Source organism: Terribacillus sp. DMT04, assembly GCF_019056395.1.
Classification (GTDB): Bacteria; Bacillota; Bacilli; order Bacillales; family Amphibacillaceae; genus Terribacillus; species Terribacillus aidingensis_A.
In genome coordinates, this window is record NZ_CP077639.1 from 2,432,270 (window position 1) to 2,453,608 (window position 21,339).

Sequence of the window (21,339 nt, forward strand, 5' to 3'; positions counted from 1 at the left end):
AAAAGGAGGATATGTATATGAGTGATATGTTTAAGGTAGAGATTATTACAAGAAACTCAACGGATCTCGAGGCTTTCAAAATGAAAATGGCTGAAATCGGTGTATCCGGCATGACTTTTTCTCACGTACAAGGCTGCGGGCTTGAAGAAGGCTACACAGAATTGTACCGTGGCGTAAAGAAAGTACAAAACGTATTTGATCGCCTAAAAATAGAAATAGTCGTCAGCTCCGTTCCTGTAGACAATATTATCAAGGCGGCCTCCAGCGTGCTCCACACTGGAAAAGCTGGGGATGGCAAAATCTTCGTCTATCCTGTTCAGCAAACGATTGATATTAATACCGGAAAACAAGGTCCGGCTGCTTTGTGAGAGAAACGCTCCTTTTGGGGCGTTTTTCTATGTAAAAAGCCAGCCTTTTTCAAGGCTGGCTAAGAAGAAGATGATGAGCAGACTAGTAACACTAGGGCATTTGTTCGCATATGATGCAGCAGAAAGGATGTAGAAGCATTCCCGCTTTCGGCCGGCAGTGCCTGGCGGGAAGCTCTACGTTACATTACTGTTCTAAATGATAAATCTTAGCTGTTTTTGGATCATTGCGATCATAGTGGCGATCTTCATCTACTAAGCTTTTTAGTTTCTTTACTGCCTTATCAAATTCTTCCTTGGATAACTGGTTCGTCGCAAGCAGAGAGCATAACATGGCGTATGCAATTGGCATTGTATTTACTTCTACAATTACATCTACATCAGAGTTGCCACTATGCGCAACATGGGATTTGTTATCGTTTCTTCCTGCTGTGAACGGATTTTCGTATTTTCTTAAGTTGCTCATTTCTCTTCTCCTTTTTCCATTTATTTGTGACCGTGGCCGTGGTCACCTTTACACTTATCATGCTTTTTGCATTTATCTTTCTTTTTTTTACCGTTTTCGTGACCGCCGTTTTCTTCGTCGTTCTCGAATTCGATTTCTTCTTCCACATCAGCACGTGCTCTTACGCGAACATCAACATAAGAATTACCGCTGTCTTCTACTCGTGCGTAGTTGAAGTTTCTAGATCTGCTTTCTGAATCGTTCTCTGCTTCTACACGGTTAATCTCTTTATCCTCACGGTTGTAGCTCATCGTTTGGTTTCCTCCTTCATATTGGTCTTTCTTTTCCCACTCTTTACTCATCTTGCATTCCTCCTTGGTTTTTTGTTTTCGTCTTACAGTTATAAGGTATGCAGCCTCTTCAGAGGGTGTATGGTGTAAGTGACCGAGGGCATACATGGAAATTGATGTATAACAGAGAAAAAAGAGGGACAGTACAGCGTTTTGGTAAGAAGAATTCTTTCCATCTATATTTCAAACAATTAAAAAAGACGGGCTTCTGCTGAAACCCGCCTATCTGCTTACCTGTTTTGCTCTTCATATTCATTTGTCAGATTGGCTACTTCTTCTGGCATTCCTACATGCCGTGTATAATCGCCGCCATCCATTTCTTCATAGACAATTTGCTGCTCTTCTCCATTTGCACCATTATAAAGCAGCTCTACATAGCCGCCGTCTGCATACACATAAATATCCGACTCTTCTCGTGTCAATTCCATATCTTGCCCCTCATCTGAGAGATGTTCGTCCTCTAACGCTATTACATCCTCAATTTCAGTATCATAAGTTGATCCGCAAGCCGCCAAGAATAGTAAAAAGACAGGAAGTGCAAGCAATAGTTTTTTCATCATTAAATCCTCCATCAACAGCATTTTACTATTCCTTAGCCTTTTTTCTTCCTGTTCAAACTACTTGTCTGGCGGTGGAGTTTTTTGTGAGGAGCGAGTTATAAGTCCGGTGCTTGCAAGTCCAGCAATACCTCCTGCCCAAAGTCTTGCCGTTAGCTCGAAGACTGTAAACGGATAAGCTGCAGCGCCAAGCAGCACTCCAACGACAACACTAAGCAACGCAAGATAAGGTTCCAAGCGAGGTAAGCTTCTCTTTATCAGTTCCATTACGGCGGTCACAATGGGAGCTAGAATCGTGGAAAAAACGAGTACTTGATACATCGTCTCATTCTGAATTGCTTCCATATGCACACCTTCTTCTTGTAAAGCGCATTGCGTGGACAAGAAAAAACGTGCTGTTAGCTGGTACCCAAATTAAAAAAGACGCACAGGCTCTATGCCAGTGCATCTTCCAGTTACATCATTGATTTTGGCGGCATTGTATCGTGATAGAGGAAAGGAGCTGGCTTCAGTTTTGGCGCAGGCCCAAACGGCTCTGGCTCTGCTACATAGTTAAACTGGCCTCTGCCATCCATACTTGGACCGTGTGCCCAGCGGCCTTTGGAACTGGCATCCCCGCGGGAGAAGTTAAACAGTGTATACGCCACTTCGTTTTTTTCCAAGCTTCTCGGGAACGTAGTTGGAACAACAATGTCTCCTTCTCGCTCTTCTAGTTCTTTAATAGCAGCAATCCATTGGTTTTGGTGCATCGTATCACGAGCAATCAGGAAAGACAGCATATCACGCACGCCAGGGTCATCTGTCATGCCATAAAGACGCGTCACTTGCAAACGGCCTTGTGATTCCGCATTCAAGTTGGCACGAAAGTCAGCAAGCAAGTTTCCGCTGGAGATAATATACTTCGCATTCCAAGGGTAACCAGCTGCATCCGCCGCCATCGCACCAAGACCAGCAACGATACCATGCTGCGGATTTGTTCCGCCTAGGATAGCATTTAATGCCGGATCTGTTTCATAGGCGTTCTTCTGATCCTCAAATGGCGCATCATCAAGTAAGCGTGCAATCATGGTTGCCAGCATTTCCACATGCGCAATTTCTTCTGTTCCTGTATCAAATAGCAAATCTTTATATTTATCTTCACAACGTGTGTTCATCCCTTGCATCAAATATTGCATCATAACAGAGATTTCACCGTACTGTCCGCCCAATACTTCCTGCAGCTGTCTTGCGAAAACCGGATCCGGCTTGGATGGCTTAGCTTGATATTGCAGCTCTTTGATGTGATAAAACATGCTTTGCCCACCTCTTTCGTTTTTTTCCCAACGCAGAATTTTATGCGCCCAGATAAGGGAATATGCACTACGAAAGCAGCAGTACAAGCAGTTTTTGTAATAAGTGAACGCTTTGACTGATAGAACTGCAAAAGAAGCCAGCATCCGCCCGGCTTCTTTTGTTTCCTTATATAACCCCGTTTTGCTTGAATGCTTTAATCTCATCAGAAGAATAACCTAAACTTTGTAAGATAGCTTCATTATTCTCCCCTAAATCTGGCGCGATGGAACGAATGCTGCCCGGTGTCTTTTCGAATTTCGGAACAATTCCCGGCACTTTAATATTGCCTAGTCTTGGATGCTTTACTTCTACTATATTCTCACGCGCTTGGTACTGCTCATTGTCAAAGATGTCGGCAACGCTTAATACCGGACTGATTGGTACACCTGCTGCATCCAGCTTTTCCAATAGTTCCTCTCTTTCATGCTCGCTAATCCAATCAGCAACCATTTGATTCATTGCTTCATTGTTTTCTAAGCGGCTTGCATTCGTAGAATAGCGCGTATCTGTCAGCAAATCATTCCGATTCATAACTGCAGCCAGTCGATTAAAGGTTGTATCTGTGCTCGTTACAAGCACGACCCAGTGATTATCCTTCGTTTTAAATGTTCCAGATGGAGAGGAATGCCCCGCTAGCCCTGGGGAGCGTTCACGAACTTTCCCAAGCTGATCATATTCTGCCACAAGAAACTCCATCATACGAAACACCGATTCATAAAGCGCTACATCAATCATCTGCCCTGTTCCTGATTCTGCCGTTTCACGGTGGTATAACGCTGTAACAGCCGCAAAAGCGACGTAAATGCCGCAAATATAATCTGTCAGCGAAAACGGCGGACTAACTGGATGACGATCAGTAAAACCTTGCAAATATGTGTAGCCGCTGAATGCTGTAGCCGGCGTGCCGAAGCCAGCTTTTTCCCGGTAAGGCCCTGTCTGACCATAGCCTGACACGCGAATCATAATTAAGTTTGGATTAATCTCTTTTAAGACATCATAGCCTACGCCCCACTTTTCCAATGTTCCCGGCCGGAAGTTTTCCACCAAAATATCATGTGTGGCAGCCAGCTTTTTCATAATCTCAACTCCAGCTGCTTTATGCAGATCAAGTGTGAGAGACTTTTTATTACGAGATAATCCTGGCCAGCGTAAAGGCTCATTTCCTTTAAATGGACCGACACTTCTGGACGTATCTCCTCTGCCCGGAATTTCGACTTTTGTCACATCTGCTCCAAAATCACCTAACAATGCTGTGCCAAATGGTGCAGCTATCATGGTGGAGACATCGAGCACTTTGACACCTTCTAAAGGTGTGGACATATTGCTGCCTCCTTTCTTATGGAATGCTTACATGAGACTTATCATCATCGGGAGAATAAATGTCATTGATATTCCACTTCCCATCAGTCGGAACAGGTTCATTCTTCATAGCTGCATCAATAACAATTGGTTCATTCGCGGCGATTGCTTCTTTTAACGCAGCTTGGAATTGCTCGGCACTGTCAATTTTAATTCCTTTTATGCCATATCCTTGGGCTATTGCTGCGAAGTCAGGCGAATAGCTTTTCCCATCACTTTGGAATCGTGTGCCAAATGTTGTATCATAATGCGCCATTTCCAAGCCGGCAATCGTTCCGAAAGCACGATTATTCATCACAACCCAAACGACTGGAATATTTTCTTCCTTTGCTGTTGCAAGCACCGATGGATTTTGGCCGAATCCCCCATCTCCTATGAGCGAAATGACAACCTTATCTGGATCAGCTATCTTTGCTCCAAGTGCAGCAGAACTGCCAAAGCCCATGGTCGCAAATCCGCCTGGCGTTAATATAGAGCCTGGTGTATAGATAGGAAATTGCTGACCGACACCATTTTTATTCCAGCCAACGTCTGTCGTAATGTAGGCATCACGCGGCAGCACTTTCCGTACGTCTGCCAAAATACGCTCTGGCTTCATTGGGAAAGCTGTGCTGTTCACATTTTCTGAAATCTGTTCTCGCATCGTTTTGCGATAATGAATAATCTCTTTTTTCAATTGCTCATTACGCTGGATTCCATTTGGATACAACCGCTTGGCGACGCGATTTAAAGCGGTAAAGGCTTTTTTCAGATCCGCAACCGCTCCAATATCAACGGGATAGTTGCGGCCAATTTCACTTGCGTCTATATCAATATGAATCAGCTTGGTTTTCGGGAAATTGAAGGTAACATCATTGTACCAAGAGCTGGAATCTGCTTCCGAAAAGCGTGTTCCTGCTCCAAATAGATAATCAGCATATTTTGTTTGCTCATTGATGAAGCTCGTTCCCCAGAATCCTGTCATGCCTAATGTTAGTTCATGATCATCCGGCAGTACGCCTTTCCCCATCAAGCTATGCGCAACTGGTATATTCATATGTTCAACAAACAGACGCAGCTCCTCAGCAGCGTCAGCGAGTACAATACCTCCACCGGCATACAGCACAGGACGTTGGGCTTTTGCCAGTTTTTCTACGATACGCGCAGCAGTTTCTTCATCTAATGCTGGTTTTTCTACTTCTTGCGTATGATGCTGCAGCTGACGGAATTTGTCTTCTTCTATCTTGGTCGAAAAGATATCCATCGGTACAGATACCAAAACTGGACCTGGGCGGCCGCTTTCTGCCAGCTGAAAGGCCTTTTGCAAGATTTCTGGGAATAGTTCTGCTTGATCTACGCGCCACGCACGTTTGACAAATGGACGATAAATTTCATATTGGGCACCGTCGGCGTGCAAATTCACTTCTTGATGCGGGTGTTTTCCGTAATAATAGCTCGGCACATCTCCAGCAATGACTACCATTGGTGTCGAGTCCAAGGCAGCATTCGCAACACCAGTCGCCGCGTTCGTTAAACCAGGTCCTAAATGACTCAGGACAACAGCTGCTTTTTTCGTCACTCTGGCATATCCGTCAGCTGCGTGCGAGGCAATCTGCTCATGGCGCACATTAATAAACTTGATTTTGCTTTTCTCGAGTTCCGCCAACACTGCGATATTCGTATGTCCGCACAATCCAAAAATATGTTTTACTCCGCGAGATTCCAAGTAAGTGACTAACTGTTCTGAGATTAGTTTTTTCATTATACGTATCTCCTCTCATTCTCCGTGTTTCGCTTACAGCAAATCCTGCAGCACAACCATCTTCAATTCTGTCATCTCTTCCGCAGCAAATCTTGGACCTTCTCTGCCAATGCCGCTGTTCTTAATACCGCCATAAGGCCAGTGGTCTAGTCGGAAATTCGAGGACCCATTCACGACAACACCGCCAACCTCCAGTTCAATTGCGGCCTTTCTAATTACCTCAAGTGAGTTCGAAAAGATACCCGCTTGCAAGCCAAATTCTGAATCATTTACTTCTTGGATTGCTGTATCGATTTCTCGATAAGGCAGTACACTGACAACCGGCCCGAATACTTCCTGACAAACGACCTTGCTTTGTTTTTTTGGATTATATAAAATTGCAGGCTGGACGGAAGCACCGGTTGCCTTTCCTCCATACAGAAGTTCAGCTCCTTCCGCTACCGCTTCTTCCAGCCAGTCACGAACGCGCTCCGCTGTTTGAGTGTTAACCACACATCCGACATCCGTCTGTTCATCTTCGGGATTCCCTACAATAAGTGCTGCTGTATGCTCTTTCAGCTTGGATACAAACGCTTCTAAAACATTTTCATGCACATAAATCCGCTGGACAGATATACAGCTTTGCCCGGAATTACTGAATCCGGTTTTCGCGCAAATGGCGGCTGCCCGCTCGATGTTGGCATCTTCATGTACAATTGTCCCCGCATTTCCGCCAAGTTCTAATAACACCTTTTTCATACCTGCCGTCTTGCTGATCTGCCTGCCGCCAGGAACACCTCCGGTAAAAGAAACAAGATTCACACGCTCATCTTGTACGAGCTGTTCGCCGATTTCTTTTCCGCCCAACACCATATGAATCGCTTGTGCTGGCATACCGGCCTCCAGCAGTAATTCTACTAATGCCGCCGCAATTAATGGCGCTTGCGGAGCTGGCTTTAGGATGGTAACATTGCCAGCCGCAAAACTCGGCCCGATTTTATGGCAAATCAAGTTAAGTGGTGCATTGAAGGGTGTGATCGCCGCAACTACCCCGACAGGTATCCGAAATGTTAACGCCATCGAGGAAAGTCCGCGTTCGGAAGCGCCTCCTGGCAAAGTTTCTCCGAACAGTCGTTTCGCTTCTTCTGCAGAAAGCTTCAATGTTTCAATAGACCGTTCCACTTCATCACGTGTATTTTTCAGTGCCTTTCCAACTTCTCTGGCAATTAACGTTGCAAACTCCTCTTTGCGTGCTTCCAGCAATTCAGCAGCCTGGTACAGTACCTTCGCACGGAATGCCGGAGACAGAGCAGCCATTTGTTTTTTATCCGTATGTGCTGCTTGCAAAGCCTCATTAACTTCTGCTTTGTCTGCCGCCAGTTGGAACCCAATACATTCATTCTGATAAGGACCAAGTACCGGTGTGGATTCCCGTTCATCATCAATCCATACACCATTTACATAAGGTCTTGCCTTTCGCATCCCGATCACTCCTTTGACTGGTTTTCCGGAACTTCCCCTGTATAACGCACAAGATGCGCTTCATTCGGACATGGCCCCTTAATCAACGTCCCTTGCGTTAATTCTTCATACGCATGCGCCACAATTCCCATCCCCCGAGAAAGAGCAAAAACCCCCTTTGCCGCTTCTGCCGGAATACCAAGCTCGCATTGAATAGCTGCCGAAATACCATCCACATTGATCGTAAAGGTACGTTTCTTTTGTTCAGAAATAGCTTGTCGGTAATTCCCTAAAATTGTAAGGTAACTGCCGCTGATTTCTCCGTTATTTATTACTTGCTGCGACAATTCGTACAGTCGGTTTACTCGCGGATCACGATCATGCAGCTGGTGTCCGAATCCAGGAAGTTTCTCACCTGCAGATAGGAGTAGCTGTAAGTTATCTGCCACGGCATTTGAATTGGTCGCAAGCTCTGCCTCAGTCTTATACAATAATTCCATCGCACCTTCTACAGCGCCGCCATGAATGTCACCGAGCATATTTATGCCCGTAGCAACAGCTGAATTAAATGACACACCGCATGTTGCTGCCATTCTTGCTGCTGCTATCGAGGGTGCACGCGGGCCATGATCCGCTCCAGCTACAAGCACACTTTCAAACAAAGCAGCTTGCACTTTGGTCAAGTTTTTCCCTACTAACAAGAAATACAGCATTTGGCTGTACGACACATTGCCAATTAGATCTTCTACTCGCTTTCCGCGCAGTACAATCTCATTTTTCTTAATATCGCTAATCTCTGTCTCCCACCAAGCGCCTCCGTTTTTGTAATGTTCTAACGCACTGCGACCGCTCATACCTTCACTCCTTTAATCTAAAATACTTGTATACTAGGATATGTTTATATCGTCCTGAAACAGACTGATATATTTTTTAGCAGATACTAAACACCTTCTGCTATACTCCTCGAACCCTAATTCCTTTGCCCGCTGCAAATGCGGAATTTCAAGCGAATAAGGGATGGTGGGCATTTGCTGCAATATCTCTTTTATTGGGATGCCGCCTTCCCCAATGTAAAGACGTTCTTCTCTCATTATCTTTATCATCTGCTCTTTCGCAGAGGGAATCTCTTTCACAGCATCGCATAAGTGAAACATATGAAACCATGATGCAGGTACGCTATTGATATCGCTTACATTTTCTTGTGCACGATGAAAATGATGGGCATCAATCAGCAGACCTGCATTATCTTGTGCAGCTGCATGCAGCATACGGATCGCTTGTGTTAACGTCGCCACGGAAGCTACCGGAACAAATTCTAATTCAATCGTCAATTGGTAGCATTTGGCCAATTCACAGAGCTCAATAAAACGCTCGTTCGCAAATACGTCATCATCCGTCCACACACTGCACAGTACATGCCGCGCCCCTAGCTCTGCTCCGACCTCAAAAGCAGGTTCATACTGCTTTGCCTCCATACCGTCCTCTATTTTGGCCAGTTCAATATCTAATACTTGCAAACCTGTTTGATGGAGTGCGGTCTTGGTATCACGCAGCATCGATTTATTTTTTGCCAGATTATAATCAGGTTCATTTTTTAACATCATTGAAATAGGCCTGATACTTACAAAATCATAGCCTGCCCGAGCGGCAATGTAAGTCAGCTTAGGTGGAGGACAAGCCAAAGCTGTCAGATGCGCTAAAGAAAATTGATTTCCCACTAATAACCAACCTTTCTGAATTCGCGGTCATTCGTACTGCTTATTCGCCGCCTAAAAACAGCAACGTGAGATCTGGAATCAAAATGACGAGCAGCAGTGCTACGAGCATGACGACAATATAAGGAACGATGGCTTTAGAGATTTTCATAATAGATAAACCAGATATTTCACTAGCAACAAATAAGTTTACGCCAATCGGAGGCGTAATAAAGCCAATAACCAGTGCCAAAATTATCATCATACCAAACTGGACAGGATCAAAACCAAGCTCCATGCCAACTGGAACTAACAGAGGCGTGAAAATGATAATTGCTGCCGTTGTGTCCATTACCATACCAATCAGAAGCAGCATGATAACAACGAGGGAAATGAGTATCACTGGATTTTCCGAAACAGAAAGCATGGCATTCGCAATGCGCGCTGGCATTTGCTCCAAGATCATTACTTTTCCGAATGCAGTTGCCGCACCAATAATCAGCATAATTGTTGCAGTCGTCAAAGCAGCTTTGCGAAACACATCATATAAGTCTTTCAATTTCAGTTCTCTATATAGCAATACACCTGCAATCAAACCATACGCAACTGCAACAACCGCCGCTTCTGTTGGTGTAAAGTACCCGCCATAAATACCTCCTAAGATTATCACTGGCACTAGCAGCGCCCATTTCGCATCCCAAACTGCACGCAGCACACGTTTGATTTGGAATGGCTCTCCTGTTCCGCTGTAGCCTTTTTTCTTTGCGTAGAAATAAACGTAGATCATAAGCAAAACAGCAATCAAAATACTTGGAAGGATGCCCGAGATAAACAAATCACCAACAGATGTGCCACTCGTTACGCCATATACAATCATAGGAATACTTGGAGGCAGAATAACGCCTAACGTACCGGCAGCAGCAACGATACCAGCCGCAAACCGTCTGCTGTACCCCATATCTGCCATCATCGGGATCATTATCCCTCCGACAGCTGCAACTGTCGCCGGACCAGAACCGGATATAGCTGCAAAGAATAGGCAGGTAATAATTGTCGTCATTGCCACCCCGCCAGTTACATTGCCAACAATCGACTCTGCAACGTTAATTAATCGCTTGGAAAGGCCTCCCTTGCCCATTATTTCGCCGGCTAAGATAAAGAAAGGCACAGCCATAATAGGGAAGGAATCTACCGACGTGATAAGACTTTGTGCCAAAAATGCAAAGGATATATCCTGGGCCGCTACAATTGTCGCAATACAAGCCAAGACTAATGCGATCCCAATTGGGACACTTAACAGCAATAAGAGACCAAAGCTTACGAACATAACGATTGCCGTCATTTTTCACTCTCCTTGTCAGCTTGTTTTCAACACTCGTTCACACTTGATTTTTGTTTTTTTCTGCTGTTCGAAGTGACTTGAATTGAAGTAACAGCTGCTGCGTTAAACGTAAAGAAGTTAAAAGCATCGCAACAGGTGCTGCCATATAAACCAGCCCCATATTTACTTGAAGTGCTGGAGAACGCTGACCCCACATTAAAATTTGCGCGCTGATCTTCCCGCCATACATAAGCAGAAAGATGGCGAAAAGAAGAAATAAAACATTTACTACTATTTCAAGTTTTAGCTGCTGTTTTGCATGTAATAATCGAAGAAATGCATCTATCCTTATGTGCCGCTGCTTTTTCACGCCGTAGCTGATTCCAATAAAGACTAGCCAGATAAAACAATACCTTGCCAATTCTTCTGACCAGCCAATCGACGAACCAAGAACAAACCGCATTCCAACTTGTGCCGTTATAATAACTACCATGACACTCAGCAAAAACACCATCATGCTTTCTTCTGCATATCGGTTCAACCATCGTATAGGCTTCATAATAACCTCCTTCGTCTTATTTGGTGGCTTCCGCCTCTATCTGTTTCAGCCATTCATCTCCATACTCCGCTTTGTAGCTATCGCGTACTTGTTGTGTTTCTTCTCGAAAGCGATTCATTTCTTCCTCACTTAACTCGGTTATCTTCATTCCTTTGTCTTTCAAAAATGCGAAGCTTTCCTCTTGCTCTTGCTGATTCATTTGACGCTGCTCCTGCTGTACTTCATCCGCTATCCTCTTAACAGCACTTTTCTCCTCTTCTGTAAGCGACTCCCAGAACGGCTTACTCACCATAAATGGACTTGCGTTGTAAATATGATTCGTCACTGTTAGGTAATCCTGCACTTCATAAAAATGACTGTTCACTACATTTCCTGCAGGATTTTCTTGGGCATCCACCGTCCCTTGTTCCAATCCTATATACAATTCGCCGTAGTTCATTGGCGTTGGATTTGCACCAAGCGAACTCCAAAGATTCATATGCCACTCATTTTCCAATGTACGGATATCAATGCCTTTTACATCTTCTACCGTTTGCACTTCTCGTACATTATTGCTGAGAAGCCGGAATCCATTTTCCCAATAATTTAATCCAACAACGTTCTGCGCATCTAATTCATCCAGAAGACGCTCTCCAACCTCTCCGTCTAACACGCGGTAAGCCTCTTCTTCATTGGCGAACAAGAAAGGAAGATCCATCACATTGAATTCATCTGCAAACTGGGCGATCGGACCTGTCGACATGGATGCACCCTGAACGGTATTCAACTGCAACCCTTCAAATATTTCTCGGTCTCCCCCAATCACACTGTTCGAGAATACTTCCACGTCAATGGAGCCATTTGTCTCTTCTTCCAATCTCTCTTCAAATAAATGCATCGCCTTACTGAGCGATCGATCATCCGGCGTTGCGTTTGCAAGACGCATTATCTTGACTTCCTCATCTGCTGCAGAACCGCTACTGCAAGCGCTTACAAAAAATAAGATACTTAGCAAGGACAAACACACTATCAAACGTTTCATACAACACCCACTTTCTTCTATATAAATGGATTTGCTTATTCACTCATGCAGGCTGACCTTTCTCTTCTCTTGCACAGAGAGGTTAATTGCCTCTAGTATTTCTAACGTTTTGAGACCTTCTTCACCTGTCACACGCGGCGCAGTCTCCCCTTTTAGTACTGCTTTAAAGTGCTCCAATTCCCCAATGATTGGATCTGCTGTTGTTTCCAAGGGAAATTGTTCTTCTGTTAGCGCATGCTTCCACCCATATTGATCCTCACTGTATCGGAAGCAGCGAAAGCTTGGAAAAGCTAAACTTCCTTTTGTACCAAAAAAGTGGTAGCAATCTTCTTCATAAAAGTGGTAAATTGGGTTCTCCATTACATTGAATTCATAAGACCACGGGGAAGGCACGCCATCTGTAAGAAAGTAATGAATAACCGTTCCATCTGCCGCTTCTAAAATTGCTGTTACAGCATCTTCTACTTTAAATCCTCGTATTTTATTACGCGCCACTCCGTAAGCGCTTTCAATTTTGAGGTTTGTTACATACAGCAAATTATCTAAGTCATGAATGCCATTAATTAATAATGGTCCGCCACTTGCTTTGATGCGCCAAGCTTCTTTATAGTAGTCTCGATCCTTAGCAAGTGCCCACACCATATTCACCCCAACCAAGTCGCCTATTATATCGCTAGCTAACAATTGCTTTAAGTGATTGATTTTCTCAGAGAACCGGCGATGATGCCCAACCATAAGCTTTACTTGCTTCTGCTCGCAATAAGCAATCATCTCACGTGCAGCTTCGGTTGTATCAGCAATCGGTTTTTCTACTAAACAATGCACCCCCTGATCGGCACAATATTTAACCGCTTCTTTGTGTAAATGATTCGGCAGTGTAATAATGACACCATCCAGCTGACATTGATCGATTAGCTGCTTGTAATCTTGGTACAGAGGGACTTCCAGTTCATTTGCCCGCTCAATCGCAGCAGCATTATTGCCAGCTACAGCCGCTAAAGTCAAACCTTTCATTTCTTTTAGCTGCTTTGCAAACGTGTAGCCATGATTCAAACCTAAAACCGCAATCTGCATCGTACTAGTCTCCTTTTAACATACTAGTTACAAGTCTTACATCGTGTATCGTTCCTTAGTCAGCTTGTGCTACAAAGTAATCCGCATACTTCTCCATAATCTCATCATAGTGATGAAAAGCCTTCCCAAGATGCTGCTTCAGTCGTTCAACGACACCGGTTGTATCATTTTGCTCAATCAAGGCAATTAATTCTTCATGGTCGTGTATGATCCGCTCCATATCGCGGCTTTCAAAGAATTCCAAGTACCGAATCCGGTTTACATGCCCCCTCACCTGCCGCACAATTGCACTTAACGTCTGATTATCGCACATATCCAAAATCTTATCGTGGAAACTTTCATCTTGTTGATAAAATCCATCCACATCCCGCTTCTCTGACGCAGCTCTTTGCTGGTCTAAAATATGTGCCACATCAATCTTAAACCGTTTTGTCTGTAAAAGAGATGCATCCCACCGGCGAGCAGCTTCCTGAAAAGCAATAGCTTCCAAGCTCTCCCTAACCTGAAACGCTTCTTGCACTTTTCTCTTTGAGATAAAACTAACTCGAATACCTTTCTGCGGGATAACTTGCACAAATCCCTCAGCAGCTAACAAATGAATCGCTTCTCTGACAGGCGTTCTGCTTAAGCCAAGCTCATCCGCTATCGCCGTCTCATAAATCATTGCACCCGGCTTGTGTTTCAACGTAATAATACTTGAATAAAGATGCTTATACACATCATGCGCCAATGTCTTCCGCTGACCAGGAAACTTATTCACTTTTATCAACTCTTTATCTGCCTAATTTTCTGGACAAAATAATACTAGTATACAAGTGAAAGCATTTGGGGTGTCTGCTCCTATACCTCCACTGTATGCAGCTGCCTACGAGATATTCCTGGGTGGCAAGCCTAAGTTTGAGAAGTGCAGAATCTCACACTTTTTTTAATAATAGGGATGCTTGTCTGCAGGTAATGAAACAATAAAAAAAACACCTACTATAAGGTGTACTATTTGGTATAATATTCCTTGTACAAGTTAACGACTCACTCAAGGGCGGTCTGACTCATCCCCGATGGGGGGTGAGGCAAAATGGCGACAATCGAGTTCATGCTGGCTATTGGCAAATTTATGTTCATGTTCGGCATGTTTATACTTGCATTGTTGACCTATATAGACAAAAAATAGACCACCCTTGAGCTCCGATAAGTTCCGAGGGTGGTCTGTCTCTAAAGAGACAACTACTTGAGTCAGCGCCCATGACGGTCGCGCTTGTACACAGCCAGGGTGCGCTAACACCCTGGTCTTCTTTATTTTACTTATTCTGTATGTATACTATACCACTTTGTTTATTTCATTAACACAATCATGATTATTTTATTTTACTTATGGACAGGTAATGTTGCTAAGAAATCCCGCTCCAACCACTTGACAGTCTGCAAAGTTCATCTAAAAAAAGAGCAAGGGCGGCTACTGCATAACACTTTCATTCCTATCGTTAATAGCGCGCTCCGAGGGATTCGCCCCCGACAGAAGTGGTACCGGAAACCAACTTTTTAATTATGATGAGATAACATGTGGTTTTATTCCTATGCTTTTCCTTTTATTAGTGCATATCGTATCGCCTTCTAGATGCCCAAACTCTTCCTTGTCGGGAGGATGAGCAGCCTCAAAATCCGTCATGCTTCGTTTTTTGCTACAACACCTGGAGAAATTGTACCAAAAGCAAAAGTTAGCGCAGTGGCACTGACAGCCGTCAATATTTTTACATATGATACAATATAAACATATTATAAGAGGGAGATTCTGTAAATGAAACTACCAAATATGTTTAAAAGTGTTTCTTCGGGAAACTTAGTTGGAATTATACTAGTTGCTGGATTAGTTGTTATTGCTACAATCATTGTCTTATCTGTACCAACACTCGGTTTTTACGGTCTGTTCACTTTTCTTGATAGAACTGGAATTATAAAAATAGATTTGCTTGATGGAGCATTTAAAAACTTCTTATATTTTGGCGCGGTTGTTATTTGTCTATATACAATTGGTGTTCTAGTAGACTTACTATTCATACTAGCTACCAAAGTTTTATCTATTCCTTTTACTCTAAAATTGTTAATTATGTCATTTTTTGCTCAGACAATTCTTGCAACAATTATAGCTCTAGGAATCGTCCCTGCTTTGTTTAATAGAATACACATATCTGCTATAGGCATGCTCATTATCTTTGCAATCATTGAACTAATAAGTATTGTATTCAGTGATGATCGCAAAAAGCTTGAGGCAAACTATCCCTAAGCCTGTTGCTAATCTAAACAATGATAATTTCTTCTTTTTATAATATTTCCCTTTCTTAATTCCTAAATCCACGTATATATTTAGATCGTTAATTTCCTGCGAGTTGAAGTATTTCTGATTAATAATTTGTCGTTCAATAAAATCGAAAGATCCTTCCAGAACAGATAATCTTTCGGAATCGCTTTACCTTTTTGGTGTAATGAAAGCGAGACCCTTTGTATTTGTGAGCGCCAACCATATTGAAACCTTGATTTCTAAAGTAGCGGATGGTCTTAGGTTCTGCAGAGTCCGCTTTAATCCGCTCCTGCGATTCTACAAACTCCTGCAGGTCTTATGCGGTCACATCGTCCGTCTTATCACGGTCGTAATATTCCCAATAGATGTATAGATACAACTTTCTAGGATCAATCGCCATTCGTAGAACAACGTTGTAAGAGTCAACAAATCTAAAGTCCATGCCGACTTTCTTAATTGGATTATTAATATCCAAGATTGAGCGCATAACCTTCTGATGGTCCTGCACCTCGAATTGTGGCAATACGCTTACCGTTAATGCCAAAATGACCTAACCGCGCTATCCGATATAGGTCTGGATCATATTCCTTCATATCCTCCAGCTGCTTAATATAGCTTTGAGGAAGGAATAAGTTGTCGTCTGCAGTGGAGTCATGATAATACGTATCTCCGACAACGACTGTTTTTTCTTCATAAAGTTCCTGGTCATCTAATACAAAACGCTTATTAAGTTCATCTTTAAAAAAGTGTCTGTATGTCCAGTTATCCTGCCCGACAGGGTTTCTCGTTAGAATTATGTGCAGTTTCAAAGATGGATGTCGTAAACGACCTGTAAGCTCTTTGAAGCCGGCATACTTTACCTCAGACGCTTCCTATATCCAAATCAAAGATACATTATTGATGGATTTCAGTTTCTCTGGCTTGTCCATTCCCTTGAAGATGATCTTGCTCCCGTTAGGAAAGCGGACTTGCATTGGAGAATTAATGAACTTAATGTAATCGACCCAGTCCCATTTCCTCGACAATATCTTGATACAACGAGAAGGTCGAATCACGATGTGTATCATAAACCTCTCGGACTATCAGCAGTTTTCGCTTTTCTTCCAACAGCTTCTTAATGACTTTTAGTCCAGTGTTGTAACTTTTACTGCTGCCATACCCACCAACAAGGAAATGGTACATTTGATTCCAATCAAAAAGGTAATCTTCAAACCGAGGATTTATTTCTTTAACAGCGGTAGTTGTTATTACTCTTCACCTACCCGCTTCTCCTTGCGGCTGAATACAATTTGAATTGGCTCCACTTCATCGTTTGTCTTATTGGCTTTCTGCTTAGCTGCCTGAATCTGCGTCAATGCTTCTTCCAGCTTCAGCAGGTCATCGTTGCGACGGTATGATTGTTCCTCTTCTTGTGTCACAACCAGTTGCGGCTTTATCATTACGACTGTTTTCGTATCGCCCGTCTTTTTGTCATGCACTTCGACCGGTTCTTTCATAACAATACGCTCTTTTAATACACGCATCTCTGTTTCAGTAAGACCGGCAGTCACATCAGCTATCCGCTGCAGCATGCGCCGCTCACGAATAGAAAGTAATCGGGTGTTTTTTAACTTGGACAATTCTGGATAAATAATATTAGATTAATAATGTAATGATAACTTATTATTGTTGACTTCTTATCCATCAGAACTCCAAATTATATATCAAGCTTTTTTATCTTTTCATCTAGTATTTCTAGCATCATGCCATGAATAAAAAGATCTTTTCTAATTTTTCTATCCGCCCTTCTTAGTAAAAAGATGAAGTACAATGCGCCCATCGCAAAAAATATTGCCATCAGTATAGATCCTATTAAGATTTCGAGTACTCCATTCATATCTACAACTTGGTTTATTAAACTTTTCGGATTCATAGGATTAAAGATAGCATTCATCAATATGTAACCAGCAAAAGAAGTTAAAAATGTCCATATTATAGGGAAAGTACCAGTCGCTTTTCTTGCTTCAAAACTAGATTTAACATGTTTTCTTACTTCAATTAGAGCATTTGAGTAATTTTTCTTTGGAGAGCTCTTGCGGAAATAATCGATAGTGCTTACTAACTCATGTTCCGCTTCTTTAGCAAGCTCCACATTATTTTTCATAGCTCGTCTAAACTTCTTATCTTTCTTTTTCACATGATCACCTCATCAAATATATCGGGATCATGTACAAAAAGTTTAACTTTTCCTTCGAACTCGTTTTCCACCCATCAGTTCCTCAACTTCACGCCGCTTACGATCTGCAGCAGGCTGAGCAGCAAATCATTTATCCGACTGCATATTCAATTTGGCATCCATAATGTCTCTTATTTTTGCCATCGTCATGTCCCTTCTCTTTCTAAGCACCACCTTATGCTAAATGCTTGTTTATTATTGACTGCCCCAATACACCGAGAGGAAAGGCTGAGGCTGAGATTGAGAAGTCAATTCATGATTCAAAGAAAATGAAGAATCAACAATTCAATACCCGACTGATTTAATCGCAACTAACCGAATAATCGGTGACCAGTCAAGCTGGCCGCGCGCTCCCAACTCCAGATGCTCCCCTCGTTAACCAGGCATCCTTCACAGTCGTGCAAAATCAGGCGAGTACGTCTTGATAAGGGAAAGGCGCTTCTCCCAGAGACTTTTTTGCCTCTGAGAAAATGTTATAATTTTACGAACATAAAAGGTACCCAATTTGGTACCTTTTATGTTCGTAAATTGTCCAATTCTTGTATTCATCTCTTGTACAATCTGTTATCATTGCCATATATTTCTTACGAGGAGCAATGGTATGAATAAAAACACCACACTATGGCAAGGCAGTGAAGCAGAAGATTATTATCCTGTTTTAAAGATTACATCTGCAGATTTGAAAGCATATGAAGATGTAAAAGGAATTGAACTCCCATCGCTATATAAGGAACACATATTAGTGAAAAATGGTGGTAAGCCTGTATTAGATTCTATACCAACTAATGTTCCTACCACATGGGCTTCCGACCACGCTAACGTTAATGTGCTATTTGGACTTAGATCTGATGATGGTATTTTAGATACTGATACTCTTATTAAAGAATGGAATCTTCCAGAAAATATAGTTGTATTTGCTATGAGTGAAGATAATGCCTTCTTTTATTTTGATTATTCAAGTCAAAAAGAAAATCCCCCTATAAAAATCTATGAGCCTGAAGGTAATCTAAAAGCATACGAAGTAGCCAAAGACTATGAAACTTTTATAACTAGTCTATATAAAGAGAGTTTAGACCCGACCGATGATGAGATAGAAGCTGCTCTACAAGAGAATGAAGATAAATGGTCAGATAAAGGTTTATTTGAGAAATATATTGCAGAAGATAACCTAAAAGAGTTACTTGAAGGTATCACTTTTTATAGTACTTCAGAAGATTTAGATTGGGTTATTAAAAAAATTATAGATTTAAGCGAAAGTAAGCATTCAGCCGTCCGTGTTGCAGCTGCTGAATTAATACTTAGCATTGTTGAATACAATTATGAAGATATCAATCCAAAACTAATTGAAAAAGCAATTGATGTATTCGATTGCGATACCGACCCTGATGTTCAATCCTATATGGAAGATATTAAAGAAAATATGTGAAAACATATTTTCTTTTTTTTGCATACATGGTAATATCTAGTAGTGCTAGCACCACAAAATCTTATGAGGTGTATAATGAAAACAAAACTGAATAAAATCTTTTTCTCTCTTCTGTCACTAGTTTTAATATTAGGGTTTGTTGGCCCTACATATGCTTCAGCGAATGAAAACAATAACGTTAATGATTCAAACACATCAGATAATCCCTCAACCACTATTATTGAAGATGCACCAGACTCAGAAACCGAAGAAGTAAGTGAAGAAGATTTCCAAAATGGAGAAATTCTAGAAGACGATAATTCCTCTCTCGAAGGATTAGAAGACGTACCAGCTACGGACGATTCTTTTTCAGCACAATGGGCTTTCTTAATTCCCCCAGCTATCGCTATTGTTAGTAGAGTCGGTGGTAAACTAGTTGTAAAACAATATTTAAAGAAATCTACGAAAAATATAACCATTAGAAATGGACATCTAGCAGGCAAAACTCATTCTTCAGGTATTAAATTTGATAGTAAGGGATTCCCTAAATTCCCTTCTAAATTTAATACAACCCTGCCAACAAGTTTGATTAAATCAAGTAATTCCTCTCAATTTAGAGCTGCTAATGCTGCACTAAAGAAGCAAATTGGCAAGGACAGTGTTAAGAAGAAATTCTCCATGCGTCAGGTTAATGACATAAAAAACGGTTTAACTCCTAGAGGCATGACTTGGCATCATCACCAAAATACTGGCAAACTTCAGCTAGTTGACACAGCTAAGCACAAAGCAACTGGCCATACGGGCGGTAAATCAATCTGGGGATCTCTATAACATCTAATACTAAAAACTAAAACGAACTGAATTCGGCCTAATAAGGTGCATTCAGTTCGTTTTTTTATATGATTCCAATCGCAGTAGCAATTCTAAAAAGTGCTACTCTCTTCTTCTGATAATACTTCCACTTCTTAATCCCTAAGTCCATGTATTTATTGAGATCATTGATTTCCTAAGAGCTTAAGTATTTCTGATTGATTATCTGTCTCTCAATAAAATCAAGTGATCCATCCAGTGCACGTTCTATCTGCCGTACTTTAATCTCATTCACCCGGTTGTTCTGGAGAAGAGAGGGAAACCGATCACACCCTCTTTCTCCCTTTCACGTTAGTTTTATCTGTATTTTTAAGGCTCGGTAATCCTTCAGCTCTTTAATAACAAGTTCCAATACCTTCTTTTCATTTATCTCAGGTAGCAGTGTCAATTGTTCTGCGTTCACTTAAATCTCCCCCTTACAAACATCTGACAAAAAATGAAAGCACGACAATTCCAATAATGGCCGTGACACAAAATCGTTGCAAATGGCCATACCAGAGCAGGATTATTATTTCTTTCCGCTATACTCCACCAGCCATGATTAAAGCTAAAAACATAAGAAAGATAATGATTGCAATTGTCATTTTTAAAACTCCTCAATAAAAAAGAGCACCAAACAGCAGCGCTCAGTGCGCTTTCTGTTCAGTGTCCTCGATTTTCGACTAGGCTATATTAATCTGCAGTAATTGTATACTTTGGCTTGCCTACTTTATAGTTCTGGTAAGGTATCTCTATTCTACCGTATTTCGGGAGAGGATACTCTACAATTTCCCGTCAGTTACAATATAAATTTCCCCCGGCTCATCTACGCTAATAGTGCCTGATCTTGTTTGCATGTCTACTTCCCTTGGCGTTTCACTATTTCCACTCTGTAGCCCCCTATATAGCTATTTGGCGGACAATAGAAAATTCAGGTGTAAAGTGGATATCCTTTCATTCAATACGATATACTCATGTAACTCTTTTATTATAGATGGGAGTTCACCCTAAGGTTGTGCATTCCAGGTATGCAATCAGCAGCTGCTGATATGTTGAGTCAGCTTTTCAATAAAAGAAGGGATTAAATTTATTTCCGAACACGAAGGTTTGCAATATGTTGCAAGCGCTTATAAACAAAAAAATAGCAAGAACGGCAAACTGCCATCCTTGCTATCTCTTTATTTATTAGCGCGCTCGGAGGGATTCGAACCCCCGGCAGACGTGGTACCGGAAACCACCGCTCTATCCGACTGAGCTACGAGCGCATATGTATTTAATGTGACAACGATTATTATATCGTTAATCGCCTTTTCACGCAA

General features: G+C 42.0%; 22 protein-coding genes, 1 tRNA gene and 1 pseudogene. 5 read left to right on the forward strand and 19 right to left on the reverse strand.

What is annotated here, in order from left to right; all coding sequences use genetic code 11:
* The first annotated feature begins 17 nt into the window (after nucleotides 1–17).
* On the forward strand, nucleotides 18–368 hold the full coding sequence (locus tag KS242_RS12875) for a P-II family nitrogen regulator (protein ID WP_217321696.1): 351 nt from the start codon (nucleotides 18–20) through the stop codon (nucleotides 366–368).
* Nucleotides 369–552: 184 nt separating this feature from the next.
* Here the strand turns inward: KS242_RS12875 and KS242_RS12880 are convergent, their stop codons facing one another.
* From KS242_RS12880 to KS242_RS12950, 15 genes are all read right to left on the reverse strand, one after another.
* Nucleotides 553–831: a hypothetical protein gene (locus tag KS242_RS12880; protein ID WP_217321697.1), complete on the reverse strand. Its 279-nt coding sequence runs from the start codon at nucleotides 829–831 to the stop codon at nucleotides 553–555.
* Between the two features lie 20 nt (nucleotides 832–851).
* Nucleotides 852–1,172, reverse strand: a complete 321-nt coding sequence (locus KS242_RS12885; protein WP_217321698.1) for a hypothetical protein — start codon at nucleotides 1,170–1,172, stop codon at nucleotides 852–854.
* A 218-nt stretch (nucleotides 1,173–1,390) separates the two neighbouring features.
* Nucleotides 1,391–1,717: a hypothetical protein gene (locus KS242_RS12890; protein ID WP_217321699.1), complete on the reverse strand. Its 327-nt coding sequence runs from the start codon at nucleotides 1,715–1,717 to the stop codon at nucleotides 1,391–1,393.
* A gap of 60 nt (nucleotides 1,718–1,777) precedes the next feature.
* Nucleotides 1,778–2,062 (reverse strand): holin, encoded by a 285-nt coding sequence (locus KS242_RS12895; RefSeq protein WP_371747546.1) that lies wholly within the window; start codon nucleotides 2,060–2,062, stop codon nucleotides 1,778–1,780.
* A gap of 110 nt (nucleotides 2,063–2,172) precedes the next feature.
* Nucleotides 2,173–3,009: a manganese catalase gene (locus KS242_RS12900; RefSeq protein ID WP_217321700.1), complete on the reverse strand. Its 837-nt coding sequence runs from the start codon at nucleotides 3,007–3,009 to the stop codon at nucleotides 2,173–2,175.
* Nucleotides 3,010–3,175: 166 nt separating this feature from the next.
* Nucleotides 3,176–4,369, reverse strand: coding sequence for a CaiB/BaiF CoA transferase family protein (locus KS242_RS12905; RefSeq protein WP_217321701.1), 1,194 nt, complete (start codon nucleotides 4,367–4,369; stop codon nucleotides 3,176–3,178).
* A 16-nt stretch (nucleotides 4,370–4,385) separates the two neighbouring features.
* On the reverse strand, nucleotides 4,386–6,149 hold the full coding sequence (locus KS242_RS12910) for a thiamine pyrophosphate-binding protein (RefSeq protein ID WP_217321702.1): 1,764 nt from the start codon (nucleotides 6,147–6,149) through the stop codon (nucleotides 4,386–4,388).
* 33 nt (nucleotides 6,150–6,182) lie between these two features.
* Nucleotides 6,183–7,616, reverse strand: a complete 1,434-nt coding sequence (locus KS242_RS12915) for an aldehyde dehydrogenase family protein (protein WP_371747637.1) — start codon at nucleotides 7,614–7,616, stop codon at nucleotides 6,183–6,185.
* Nucleotides 7,616–8,443 (reverse strand): citryl-CoA lyase, encoded by an 828-nt coding sequence (locus tag KS242_RS12920; protein ID WP_217321704.1) that lies wholly within the window; start codon nucleotides 8,441–8,443, stop codon nucleotides 7,616–7,618. Before KS242_RS12920 ends, KS242_RS12915 begins: the two co-directional genes overlap by 1 nt.
* 33 nt (nucleotides 8,444–8,476) lie before the next feature.
* Nucleotides 8,477–9,307: a sugar phosphate isomerase/epimerase family protein gene (locus KS242_RS12925; RefSeq protein ID WP_217321705.1), complete on the reverse strand. Its 831-nt coding sequence runs from the start codon at nucleotides 9,305–9,307 to the stop codon at nucleotides 8,477–8,479.
* Between the two features lie 40 nt (nucleotides 9,308–9,347).
* Complete coding sequence (locus KS242_RS12930) at nucleotides 9,348–10,625, reverse strand: TRAP transporter large permease (RefSeq protein ID WP_217321706.1); 1,278 nt, start codon at nucleotides 10,623–10,625, stop codon at nucleotides 9,348–9,350.
* Between the two features lie 37 nt (nucleotides 10,626–10,662).
* The gene (locus KS242_RS12935; RefSeq protein ID WP_217321707.1) at nucleotides 10,663–11,163 is read right to left on the reverse strand and encodes a TRAP transporter small permease; all 501 of its coding nucleotides are present in this window, start codon (nucleotides 11,161–11,163) and stop codon (nucleotides 10,663–10,665) included.
* A gap of 16 nt (nucleotides 11,164–11,179) precedes the next feature.
* Entirely contained in the window at nucleotides 11,180–12,184 is a 1,005-nt protein-coding gene (locus KS242_RS12940; RefSeq protein WP_217321708.1) for a TRAP transporter substrate-binding protein, read from the reverse strand.
* 39 nt (nucleotides 12,185–12,223) lie between these two features.
* Nucleotides 12,224–13,258 carry a Gfo/Idh/MocA family protein gene (locus KS242_RS12945; RefSeq protein ID WP_217321709.1) on the reverse strand — a complete coding sequence of 345 codons (1,035 nt, stop codon included), beginning with the start codon at nucleotides 13,256–13,258 and terminating at the stop codon, nucleotides 12,224–12,226.
* A gap of 55 nt (nucleotides 13,259–13,313) precedes the next feature.
* Nucleotides 13,314–14,018, reverse strand: a complete 705-nt coding sequence (locus KS242_RS12950) for a GntR family transcriptional regulator (protein ID WP_217321710.1) — start codon at nucleotides 14,016–14,018, stop codon at nucleotides 13,314–13,316.
* Between the two features lie 312 nt (nucleotides 14,019–14,330).
* Here KS242_RS12950 and KS242_RS18115 point away from each other — a divergent pair, with 312 nt between their 5' ends.
* Both KS242_RS18115 and KS242_RS12955 read left to right on the forward strand, forming a co-directional pair.
* Nucleotides 14,331–14,426 (forward strand): putative holin-like toxin, encoded by a 96-nt coding sequence (locus tag KS242_RS18115; protein WP_254391706.1) that lies wholly within the window; start codon nucleotides 14,331–14,333, stop codon nucleotides 14,424–14,426.
* 624 nt (nucleotides 14,427–15,050) lie between these two features.
* On the forward strand, nucleotides 15,051–15,536 hold the full coding sequence (locus KS242_RS12955; RefSeq protein WP_217321711.1) for a hypothetical protein: 486 nt from the start codon (nucleotides 15,051–15,053) through the stop codon (nucleotides 15,534–15,536).
* 151 nt (nucleotides 15,537–15,687) lie between these two features.
* On the opposite strand, the pseudogene KS242_RS12960 reads toward KS242_RS12955, so the two are convergent.
* The 3 genes and pseudogenes from KS242_RS12960 to KS242_RS12970 form a co-directional block, all read right to left on the reverse strand.
* Nucleotides 15,688–16,733 (reverse strand): annotated as a pseudogene (locus KS242_RS12960) (PBSX family phage terminase large subunit); the annotation flags it as partial.
* Between the two features lie 65 nt (nucleotides 16,734–16,798).
* A complete protein-coding gene (locus KS242_RS12965; RefSeq protein WP_217321712.1) occupies nucleotides 16,799–17,122 on the reverse strand; it encodes a hypothetical protein in 324 nt (107 codons plus the stop codon).
* 125 nt (nucleotides 17,123–17,247) lie between these two features.
* Complete coding sequence (locus KS242_RS12970; RefSeq protein ID WP_217321713.1) at nucleotides 17,248–17,727, reverse strand: hypothetical protein; 480 nt, start codon at nucleotides 17,725–17,727, stop codon at nucleotides 17,248–17,250.
* Between the two features lie 640 nt (nucleotides 17,728–18,367).
* Between KS242_RS12970 and KS242_RS12975 the strand changes: the two genes are divergently transcribed.
* Entirely contained in the window at nucleotides 18,368–19,192 is an 825-nt protein-coding gene (locus tag KS242_RS12975; protein ID WP_217321714.1) for an SMI1/KNR4 family protein, read from the forward strand.
* A gap of 75 nt (nucleotides 19,193–19,267) precedes the next feature.
* Nucleotides 19,268–20,002, forward strand: coding sequence for an HNH endonuclease (locus KS242_RS12980; protein ID WP_217321715.1), 735 nt, complete (start codon nucleotides 19,268–19,270; stop codon nucleotides 20,000–20,002).
* Nucleotides 20,003–21,209: 1,207 nt separating this feature from the next.
* On the opposite strand, the gene KS242_RS12990 is transcribed toward KS242_RS12980, so the two are convergent.
* Nucleotides 21,210–21,285 (reverse strand) — tRNA-Arg (locus tag KS242_RS12990).
* Nucleotides 21,286–21,339 lie beyond the last annotated feature (54 nt).

Excerpts from the sequence above, each read along its gene's own strand:
- KS242_RS12875 (WP_217321696.1), top strand. The coding sequence starts at position 18 with ATGAGTGATATGTTTAAGGTAGAGATTATTACAAGAAACTCAACGGAT.
- KS242_RS12940 (WP_217321708.1), bottom strand. The coding sequence starts at position 12,184 with ATGAAACGTTTGATAGTGTGTTTGTCCTTGCTAAGTATCTTATTTTTT.
- KS242_RS12885 (WP_217321698.1), bottom strand. The coding sequence starts at position 1,172 with ATGAGTAAAGAGTGGGAAAAGAAAGACCAATATGAAGGAGGAAACCAA.
- KS242_RS12975 (WP_217321714.1), top strand. The coding sequence starts at position 18,368 with ATGAATAAAAACACCACACTATGGCAAGGCAGTGAAGCAGAAGATTAT.
- KS242_RS12910 (WP_217321702.1), bottom strand. The coding sequence starts at position 6,149 with ATGAAAAAACTAATCTCAGAACAGTTAGTCACTTACTTGGAATCTCGC.
- KS242_RS12955 (WP_217321711.1), top strand. The coding sequence starts at position 15,051 with ATGAAACTACCAAATATGTTTAAAAGTGTTTCTTCGGGAAACTTAGTT.
- KS242_RS12965 (WP_217321712.1), bottom strand. The coding sequence starts at position 17,122 with ATGCTGCAGCGGATAGCTGATGTGACTGCCGGTCTTACTGAAACAGAG.
- KS242_RS12935 (WP_217321707.1), bottom strand. The coding sequence starts at position 11,163 with ATGAAGCCTATACGATGGTTGAACCGATATGCAGAAGAAAGCATGATG.
- KS242_RS12880 (WP_217321697.1), bottom strand. The coding sequence starts at position 831 with ATGAGCAACTTAAGAAAATACGAAAATCCGTTCACAGCAGGAAGAAAC.
- KS242_RS12900 (WP_217321700.1), bottom strand. The coding sequence starts at position 3,009 with ATGTTTTATCACATCAAAGAGCTGCAATATCAAGCTAAGCCATCCAAG.
- KS242_RS12895 (WP_371747546.1), bottom strand. The coding sequence starts at position 2,062 with ATGGAAGCAATTCAGAATGAGACGATGTATCAAGTACTCGTTTTTTCC.
- KS242_RS12945 (WP_217321709.1), bottom strand. The coding sequence starts at position 13,258 with ATGCAGATTGCGGTTTTAGGTTTGAATCATGGCTACACGTTTGCAAAG.
- KS242_RS12905 (WP_217321701.1), bottom strand. The coding sequence starts at position 4,369 with ATGTCCACACCTTTAGAAGGTGTCAAAGTGCTCGATGTCTCCACCATG.
- KS242_RS18115 (WP_254391706.1), top strand. The coding sequence starts at position 14,331 with ATGGCGACAATCGAGTTCATGCTGGCTATTGGCAAATTTATGTTCATG.
- KS242_RS12890 (WP_217321699.1), bottom strand. The coding sequence starts at position 1,717 with ATGAAAAAACTATTGCTTGCACTTCCTGTCTTTTTACTATTCTTGGCG.
- KS242_RS12920 (WP_217321704.1), bottom strand. The coding sequence starts at position 8,443 with ATGAGCGGTCGCAGTGCGTTAGAACATTACAAAAACGGAGGCGCTTGG.
- KS242_RS12930 (WP_217321706.1), bottom strand. The coding sequence starts at position 10,625 with ATGACGGCAATCGTTATGTTCGTAAGCTTTGGTCTCTTATTGCTGTTA.
- KS242_RS12980 (WP_217321715.1), top strand. The coding sequence starts at position 19,268 with ATGAAAACAAAACTGAATAAAATCTTTTTCTCTCTTCTGTCACTAGTT.